We start from the raw sequence: 8022 nt of genomic DNA, 5'->3' as shown, positions 1-8022 counted from the left end.
TCACGGTTCGCCGACGCCGCCTGACCCCCCTGTATTAGATGCTTCTCGCCACGGTCGACGTGCACGCGGAGGGCGACTCGGCCGAAGCCGCAGACGAGATCGTGCGCCGATACATCGGCATCGTCGAGCGCGCGATCGCCGACGAGCAGTGACCGTGCAAGCATCCGTACGGTGACGGGCGAGCGAACAGGCGCTCGGCTCAGGTATACTGCTGCGACGATTCGCGTGTCTTCCAGGACTTCGAGGAAAGCCGCCGCATGAACCAAGAACCAGAGACACCGACGAACGACGTCTCCATCGAGGCGAGGCCGCCGCGCGCCGCGCGCCGCGAGGTCGCTCAGCGCCGCGGCGTGTGGGGCGCTCTTCGCGCCAGGCCGGGGCTGGCTGTCGCCAGCGGCATCGCAGCGCTGCTCGTGCTCGCCGTCGCAGCAGATGCGGCAGCGTCCGCCGGCCGGATCCACCCGGGCGTGCGGGTCGACGGGGTGGCCGTGGGCGGCAAGACAATCGACGAGGCCGCGAAGGCGATCGCGAGCGGTGCGACGAAGGTGCTCGACCGCACGGTCACGATCACAGCAGGCGGCCAGCAGTGGTCGATCACGGCGCAGGAGGTCGGCGGGTCGGTCGACGCGACCGGGCTCGCGCAGGCCGCCTACCGCATCGGCCGCGCGGCCAACCCGGCGGTCGCAGTCAAAGAGCGTGTGGCCGCGTGGTTTGGCGGCGAGCGCCTCCCGCTGCGCGTGGCTCTCGAGGAGAACGCGCTTGCCGGCCTGTTCGACGCCATCGACGGCTCGGTGGGTACGCCACCGAAAGACGCTACCGTCGAGGTGCGCGGGACCGACGTCCGCCTGGTGCCTGCTCACGACGGGCTCGGCGTCGATCGGGTCCGCGCGCGCGAGGCCATCGCCGCGGCCCTCGCAAGCGACGAACGCACAGTCGAGCTCTTGCTCGTGCCCGTCCGCGCCGCCATCCAAGACGCGATGGCGCAGGCCGCGCTCGAAGCGGCGAAGCGCGCCGTGAGCGCGCCGCTCCTGGTGCGCTACGAGAAGTCCTCGTGGACGATCGAGCCGACGACCATCTCGCAGTGGCTGGCCTTCCGGGCGAGCGAGGCGAGCGGGTCCGCGGGCCTCGCGCTCGAGTGCTACCTCGCGAGCGAAGAGGTGTCACGGACGCTCACGCCGATCATCGGGAGCGTGGGCAAGGTCGCGAAAGATGCGTCGTTCAAGGTCTCGAACGGCAGCGTGACCATCGTGCCGTCGCAAGACGGGCTGTCGCTCGACGCCGAGGCGTTCGCGAAGTCGGCGCTTGAGGCCCTCACCGGCGACGGCGAGCGCGTCGTCGATCTTCCCATGCGCCGCGTCGAGCCGGACATCACCACCGAAGACGCCAAGAGCATGGGCATCAAGGAGCGCATCGCCACCTACACCACCGACTACTCGCCATCGAACAAGCCGCGCGTCACCAACATCCACCTGCTCGCCGATGCGCTCGACGGCACGCTCGTGCCGCCGGGAGGCGTGTTCTCCTTCAACGAGACGATCGGGCCTCGGACCGCCGAGAAGGGCTACCAGGAGGCGAACGCCATCGTCAACGGCAAGCTCGTGCCGCAATTGGGCGGCGGCGTGTGCCAGGTCGGGACCACCATCTTCAACACAGTCTTCTTCTCAGGCCTGCCTGTCGTGGAGCGGCACAACCACTCGCTCTACATCAGCCACTATCCGAAGGGCCGCGACGCGACGGTGTCGTGGGGCGGGCCCGACTTCAAGTTCCGCAACGACACCGAGCACTGGATCCTCATCGCGACGTCGTACACCTCTTCCACTATCACCATCTCCCTGTACGGCACCGATCCTGGCTACGACGTGAGCTACACGACGAGCGACTTCTTCGATCTGCGGGACTATCCCGTCAAAGAGGTGCCAGACCCGACGCTTCCCGTCGGTACCCGCGTCATCGAGGAGAAGGGCGTCAAAGGCCGTTCGGTCATCGTCACCCGTATCGTGAAGAAGAACGGCGCCGTGGTGCGCAAAGACACCTTCAAGTCCGTCTACCGGCCCGCAGAGGAGGTCGTGCGCGTCGGGACGAAGGTGCTATCCTCCACGCCATCGACGTCCACGACATCCGGACCGTAAGCCGGTACCGGGAGGGGAAAGGGGAGCGGGGTGTATCAGCCACAGTACGAGGCGATGGAGCGCGCAGACCTCGAAGCGCTCCAGCTCGAGCGCTTGAAAGCCACGCTCGAGCGGGTGTACGCGTCGGTGCCGCTGTATCAGCGCATGTTCGACGACGCTGGCATCAAGCCGAGCGACGTCCGCTCGCTTGCGGACCTCACGCGGCTGCCGTTCACGGTGAAAGACGACCTTCGTTCTGCGTACCCGTACGGCATGTTCGCAGCGCCGCTGCGCGACATCGTGCGGGTGCACGCGTCGTCGGGGACCACGGGTCAGATCACGGTCGTCGGCTACACCCGCGGCGACATCGACCGCTGGGCGGACCTCATGGCGCGCACGCTCGTGTGCGCGGGCGCAACGCCTGACGACGTGATCCAGGTGAGCTACGGCTACGGGCTGTTCACCGGCGGGCTCGGCGTGCACTACGGAAGCGAGCGCCTCGGCGCGACGACCATCCCGATCTCGGGCGGCAACACCAAGCGCCAGGTACAGGTGCTCAAGGATTTCGGCGTCACCGGTCTGGGTGCCACACCGTCGTACGCGCTGCTCATCGGCGAAACGGCGCTCGAGATGGGCATCGATCCCAAGACGCTGCCGCTGCGCTTCGGCGTGTTCGGCGCCGAGCCGTGGAGCGAGAACATGCGCCGCCAGATCGAAGAGACGCTCGGCATCGTCGCCATCGACATCTACGGGCTTTCCGAGGTCCTCGGTCCGGGCGTCGCATCCGAGTGCGTGCACAAGTGTGGGCTTCACGTGAACGAGGACCACTTCATCGTCGAGATCATCGACCCGCACACGCTCGAACCGGTGCCGGACGGAGAGCAGGGCGAGGTCGTCTTCACGACGCTCACCAAAGAAGGCATCCCGGTCGTTCGGTACCGCACGCGCGACATCTCGCGCATCGTGCCGGGCCGCTGCGCGTGCGGGCGGACCTTCCGGCGGCTCGAACGCATCTCCGGCCGCACCGATGACATGCTCATCATCCGCGGCGTGAACGTCTTCCCGAGCCAGATCGAGCAGGTGTTGACCGGCATCCCGGGCGTCGCGCCGCACTACCAGGTGGTGCTCACCAAGCGCGGCGTCATGGACCACGTCGAGGTGCACGTGGAAGTCGCACCGGAGATCGCCTTCGACGAGGTCAAAGCGCTCGAAGCGTTGAGGCGCACGGTGGCGCAGGAGATCACCTCCGCGCTCGCGATCTCCATCGACGTGAAGCTCGTCGAGCCCAAGTCCATCCAGCGGAGCGAGGGCAAGGCCAAGCGGGTCCTCGACCTGCGGAACGAAGGAGGGACGGCGTGATGGTGGAGCAGGTAAGCGTCTTCCTCGAGAACACGACCGGGCGCCTTGCGGAGCTCACGCGGGTGCTCGGCGACGCGGGCATCAACATGCGCGCCCTCATGGTCGCGGACACCAGCGAGTTCGGCGTGGTGCGCATCATCTGCGACACGCCGCGTCGTGCTGTGCAACTGCTCGACGACGCCGGGTTCGGCGCTTCGCTCACCGAGGTGCTTGCCGTCGAGGTCCCCGACCGACCGGGCGGCCTCGCTGACGTGCTCGAAGCGCTTCAGGCAGACGGCATCAACGTGGAGTACGCATACTGCTTCGTCGAGCCCACCGGGAGCGCGGCGGTCGACATCCTGCGCGTGGACGAGCCGGAACGAGCGCGTCAGGCGCTCGCGCGGGCCAGGATCGCGCTCGCGGATCGAGCCAGACTGTACGTCGCCGACTAGCCCTGCTCCTGCACACCTGCGCACACGTCGTCGAGACGTGGTGGCGGGGCAGGCTCGAGCGAGCGCGCGAGTTCGCACATCGCCGAGGGGTCCTCGGCCACGCTCAGCACCGTCGCCGAGACAGACTCGTCCTTCGCACCCAACAGGTCTCGGACCCCGGCCCGCAGGCGATCTGCGGCGACCTCCGCACCAGCCTTCGGGGTGTTGGGGAACATGAGCAGGAACCGGCCATCGCCGAGGTAGCCGACGTCGTCAACGAGGCGGATGTCGCTCCGGATGTGATTGGCCACCGACTTCAGCATCGAGTGCTGCCGGGAGGGGCGCAGCTCGGCGAACAGCGCCGGCGAGAGCGAAAGCAGCGTGACCGAGTACGGCGTCTGGTACCGCTGGTACTGGCCGATGGCGTTGCGCAACGCCTGGGAGCAGTACTTGCGGTTGTACACCTGCGTATACTCGTCGAGCATGATCGAGCCATCCACGCGGGCGAGGAAGTACTTGATCCGCCCGAAGACCTCGCCCCCGACGATGCCGACCACGGCGAACGCCACGAGACGGGTGAGCAGTGCTCCTGCGACATTGCTGGTGAGCCCCTGGCTGGAGAGCAAGGGAACGCGCGTGAGCACGTAGATGAGCGCCGAGGCCATCGCAGTCACCGATCCGCCGTTGCGTCCCCAGTGCGCGGCCGCCGCGAAGGTGACGAACAGGAGGGCTTGAGCGACGAGCTCAGGCCACTGCGGTGCGACCTCTCGAGGCACCAGGACGCTTGCGGCGACCACGGCCGCTCCCAGTGCGATGACGAGCGTCTCGAAGCGCGTGTACTTCACAGCCAGACTCCCTTCGCGGATGGCGCAAGCGGCGTCTACCTCGGGTGGAGCGGGCAGGAGACCTTGAGGGTCACCGGGTCGAGGGTGAGGGTGACATCTTTGTCCGTGGGGCAGCGGGTCACGTTCGCCCAGGTCCGGACGTAGGGCTCGAGGTCATCGATCGTGGTGGGCTTCTCACCTCCGTGCAGCGCCATGTATACAGGGATGGCCTCCTCGATGATGCGCTGGTTCTCGATGCATGCAGCGGCACCTGCGCGCTTCGCAGCGTTGAAGTACGACGCAATGGCGATCAGCGCCAGGACGGAGATGACGACGAGCACAGCCATCATCTCCGTGAGAGTGAATCCGCTGTCAGAGCGCTCCGTGCGTCGAAAGAGCATCGATGCCGTCCCCCAAGCCGCCGCCCACGATCGCCAGCAAGTATACCGCATGTCCTGCAGTCCACTTCCTATACAATCGGCGCCATGACGCCACGACATGAGACCTTCGTGAGCCGCGAGCCAGCGCCTCTGAGGCGACGCGCGCTCGTGCTCGTGCTCGCGCTCGCGTGTATGCTCACGTGCGCGCTGGGGGTCTCGCCGGCGCCTCCTGCGGCCGCGTCCGTGCGGCCCGATGACCGCCTCGGTGGAGAGCCGCTTTCGGCGTCGCCCGCTCTCGAAGCGTCAGCGCCGGACGTGGACTGCGCCGCGGGCATCCTCGTCACTGGGGACGGGGAAGAGCTCTGGGCGCGCGCCGCGGACGAGAAGCGGGCGATGGCGAGCATCACGAAGATCATGACAGCCGTGGTGGTGCTGGAGTCGGTCAAGGACCTGGACGAGACCGTCGAGATCGCTCCTGAGGCCGCAGCGGTCGGCGAGTCGGAGGCTGGGTTCGTCGCAGGGCAGCGCCTGGGCGTGCGGACCTTGCTGGAGGCCATGCTCGTCCACTCGGCGAACGATGCGGCGTCCGCGCTCGCGATCCACGTGGCCGGTTCCGAGCGCGCGTTCGTCGAGCGCATGAACGCGAAGGCCGCAGAGCTCGACGCTACGAGCACGCACTTCGCCAACGTGCACGGACTGGACGCTCCGGACCACTACGCCACGGCCCGCGATCTGGCGACCATCGCGCGCTATGCGCTGTCTCTCCCGGAGTTCCGGCGTATCGTCGCGATGCCCGCAGTCCGGGTCCCTGCCGCATGGGGTCCCACTCGGTACGAGAACTCCAACAAGCTGATCGGCTCGTATCCGGGCGCGACCGGGGTGAAGACGGGCTGGACGAACGATGCAGGGTACTGCCTCGTGACGTCCGCGGAGCGCGACGGCGTCGGACTGGTCGGCGTCGTGCTCGGAACGCGCAGCGAAAGCGACCGGTTCGTTCAGGCACGAGCGCTGTTGGATTGGGGCTTCGCGCACTATCGCGTCCGACGCCTCGTCTCTGAGGGCACGACGGTTGCTGCTGTGCCAGTGGAGGACTATCTTGACCTCGCGGTTCATGCCGTGGTGTCGACGGACGCTACAGCCCCCGTGTTCGACGTGCGCGGGGCGCTGGAAGCCACCGTCTCTGTCGCGGAGAGCGTCCGCGCCCCCGTGCGGCGCGGCGACCGCGTCGGGACGGTGACGGTGGTGCAGGGCGACCGGATCGTCGCGCAGGTCCCGGTGGTCGCCGCGCAAGATGTCGCTGCTCCTGCGTGGCACGAGCGGGTCGTCGTGTGGGCGATGCGGGTCTGGCGACGGCTCTTCGGCGGCCCGCTGATGGCGAGGCGGCAGGTCGTGGCGCCTGCCGTTCGGTGATACGAGACGAAGGGACTCTCGATGAGCGAACTGAAGCGCACGCCTCTGTACGAAGAACACCTGGCTCTCGGCGCCCGGATGGTGCCGTTCGCCGGCTGGGAGATGCCGGTGCAGTACGCGGGCATCATCGAGGAGCACCTGGCGGTGCGGCAGCACGTGGGCGTCTTCGACGTGTGCCACATGAGCGAGTTCCGGTTCTTCGGCTTCGACGCGAAAGACGCCCTCCAGCGGATCGTGACGAACGATCTTGGCAAGATCGACGAGATCGGCCGCGCCGTCTACACGGTGATGTGCGACGAGGACGGCGGCATCATCGATGACCTCATCGTGTACCACACAGGCGACCTCGAGTACCTCGTCATCGCGAATGCGGCCAACCACGATTCGGACTGGGACTGGTTCACGGCGCACCTGGCCAGGAGCGTGGAGGCGGTGGACGAGTCCGACCGCACCGGCCTGATCGCCGTGCAGGGCCCTGAAGCGCTGCGAGTCATCGGAGATCTTGCAGGAGCGGGCTTCGAGCCGCCCGCCCGCTTCAGCATCGCGGAAGCGCGGCTCGACGGCGTCCCCGTGCTGCTCGCCCGCACGGGCTACACGGGCGAGGACGGCGTCGAGATCGTCTGCCACGCGAGCAACGCCGTCGCCATCTGGCGGCTCCTCCTGTCGTTCCCGGAGGTCCAGCCGTGCGGTTTAGGCGCCCGCGACACGCTTCGGCTGGAGATGGGCTACGCGCTGTACGGGAGCGACATGGACCGGGGCGTGGATCCGATCTCGGCGGGCCTCGGCTGGACGGTGGCGCTCGGCAAAGGCGAGTTCATCGGGCGGGAGGCGATCGCGCGCATCAAGGAAGAAGGCCCGAAGAAGCGTCTCGTGGGCTTGCTCGTCGACGAGGGGGTGCCGCGGCACGGGTATCCCGTGTTGCACGGCGAGACCGAGGTCGGTAAGGTGGCAAGCGGCACGTTCTCGCCGTCTCTGCGCACGGGCATCGCGACCGCGTACGTGCCGGCGGAGCTGGCCGCGCCTGGCACCGAGCTCGGCGTCGCCATCAGGCGGAAGGTGTCGCGCGCGGTGGTCGTCAGGCCGCCGTTCGTGAAGGGGACGTCGCTGGACAAGCCAGCGTCATGACGTGGAAGGAGCACGAAGGATGTATCCGGCGGACCTGAGGTACGACCGCGAGCACGAGTGGGTGCGGCTCGACGGCGACGTCGCGACGATCGGCATCACCGACTACGCGCAAGACCAGCTGGGCGAGGTCGTCTACGTCGACCTGCCGTCGGTCGGTGACGAGGTCGTCGCAGGCGACTCGTTCGGCGAGATCGAGTCCGTGAAGTCGGTCTCCGAACTGTTCTCGCCGGTCTCCGGCGAGATCGTCGAGGTGAACGACGCGCTCGCGGACGCTCCCGAGCTCGTCAACTCGAGCCCGTACGAGGACGGCTGGATGATCAAGGTGCGCGTGGCCGATCCGGCGATCGCGCTCGACGGCCTGATGACCGCCGACGAGTACGAGTCCTTCATCGCCGAGGAAGCGTAG

8 protein-coding genes are annotated in these 8022 nt (G+C 67.8%); 6 read left to right on the top strand and 2 right to left on the bottom strand.

Annotated elements, in window-relative coordinates:
* The first annotated feature begins 257 nt into the window (after positions 1-257).
* The 3 genes from MX659_RS08775 to MX659_RS08765 are packed head-to-tail and all read left to right on the top strand — an operon-like array spanning position 258 to position 3898.
* Positions 258-2129 (top strand): VanW family protein, encoded by a 1872-nt coding sequence (locus MX659_RS08775; RefSeq protein ID WP_267193113.1) that lies wholly within the window; start codon positions 258-260, stop codon positions 2127-2129.
* Positions 2130-2159: 30 nt separating this feature from the next.
* Complete coding sequence (locus tag MX659_RS08770) at positions 2160-3467, top strand: phenylacetate--CoA ligase family protein (protein ID WP_323745514.1); 1308 nt, start codon at positions 2160-2162, stop codon at positions 3465-3467.
* Complete coding sequence (locus MX659_RS08765; protein ID WP_323745515.1) at positions 3467-3898, top strand: ACT domain-containing protein; 432 nt, start codon at positions 3467-3469, stop codon at positions 3896-3898. Before MX659_RS08770 ends, MX659_RS08765 begins: the two co-directional genes overlap by 1 nt.
* Here MX659_RS08765 and MX659_RS08760 read toward each other — a convergent pair.
* Positions 3895-4722 carry a GGDEF domain-containing protein gene (locus MX659_RS08760; RefSeq protein ID WP_267193111.1) on the bottom strand — a complete coding sequence of 276 codons (828 nt, stop codon included), beginning with the start codon at positions 4720-4722 and terminating at the stop codon, positions 3895-3897. The two genes, MX659_RS08765 and MX659_RS08760, sit on opposite strands and share 4 nt — an antisense overlap.
* A 35-nt stretch (positions 4723-4757) precedes the next feature.
* Entirely contained in the window at positions 4758-5102 is a 345-nt protein-coding gene (locus MX659_RS08755; protein ID WP_267193110.1) for a competence type IV pilus major pilin ComGC, read from the bottom strand.
* 108 nt (positions 5103-5210) lie between these two features.
* Here MX659_RS08755 and MX659_RS08750 point away from each other — a divergent pair, with 108 nt between their 5' ends.
* Genes MX659_RS08750 through gcvH form a run of 3 tightly spaced genes read left to right on the top strand, consistent with a single transcriptional unit; the run spans position 5211 to position 8022 of the window.
* A complete protein-coding gene (locus MX659_RS08750; protein ID WP_267193109.1) occupies positions 5211-6491 on the top strand; it encodes a D-alanyl-D-alanine carboxypeptidase family protein in 1281 nt (426 codons plus the stop codon).
* Between the two features lie 21 nt (positions 6492-6512).
* Positions 6513-7616 (top strand): glycine cleavage system aminomethyltransferase GcvT, encoded by a 1104-nt coding sequence (gene gcvT, locus MX659_RS08745; protein ID WP_267193108.1) that lies wholly within the window; start codon positions 6513-6515, stop codon positions 7614-7616.
* Between the two features lie 19 nt (positions 7617-7635).
* The gene (gene gcvH / locus MX659_RS08740) at positions 7636-8022 is read left to right on the top strand and encodes a glycine cleavage system protein GcvH (protein WP_267193107.1); all 387 of its coding nucleotides are present in this window, start codon (positions 7636-7638) and stop codon (positions 8020-8022) included.

It is taken from the genome of Parvivirga hydrogeniphila, from assembly GCF_023371205.1.
In the GTDB taxonomy this organism is placed as follows: Bacteria; Actinomycetota; Coriobacteriia; order Anaerosomatales; family Anaerosomataceae; genus Parvivirga; species Parvivirga hydrogeniphila.
This window is presented reverse-complemented; position numbering and strand designations above follow the sequence as displayed.

Excerpts from the sequence above, each read along its gene's own strand:
- MX659_RS08775 (WP_267193113.1), top strand. The coding sequence starts at position 258 with ATGAACCAAGAACCAGAGACACCGACGAACGACGTCTCCATCGAGGCG.
- MX659_RS08765 (WP_323745515.1), top strand. The coding sequence starts at position 3,467 with ATGGTGGAGCAGGTAAGCGTCTTCCTCGAGAACACGACCGGGCGCCTT.
- MX659_RS08755 (WP_267193110.1), bottom strand. The coding sequence starts at position 5,102 with ATGCTCTTTCGACGCACGGAGCGCTCTGACAGCGGATTCACTCTCACG.
- gcvT (WP_267193108.1), top strand. The coding sequence starts at position 6,513 with ATGAGCGAACTGAAGCGCACGCCTCTGTACGAAGAACACCTGGCTCTC.
- gcvH (WP_267193107.1), top strand. The coding sequence starts at position 7,636 with ATGTATCCGGCGGACCTGAGGTACGACCGCGAGCACGAGTGGGTGCGG.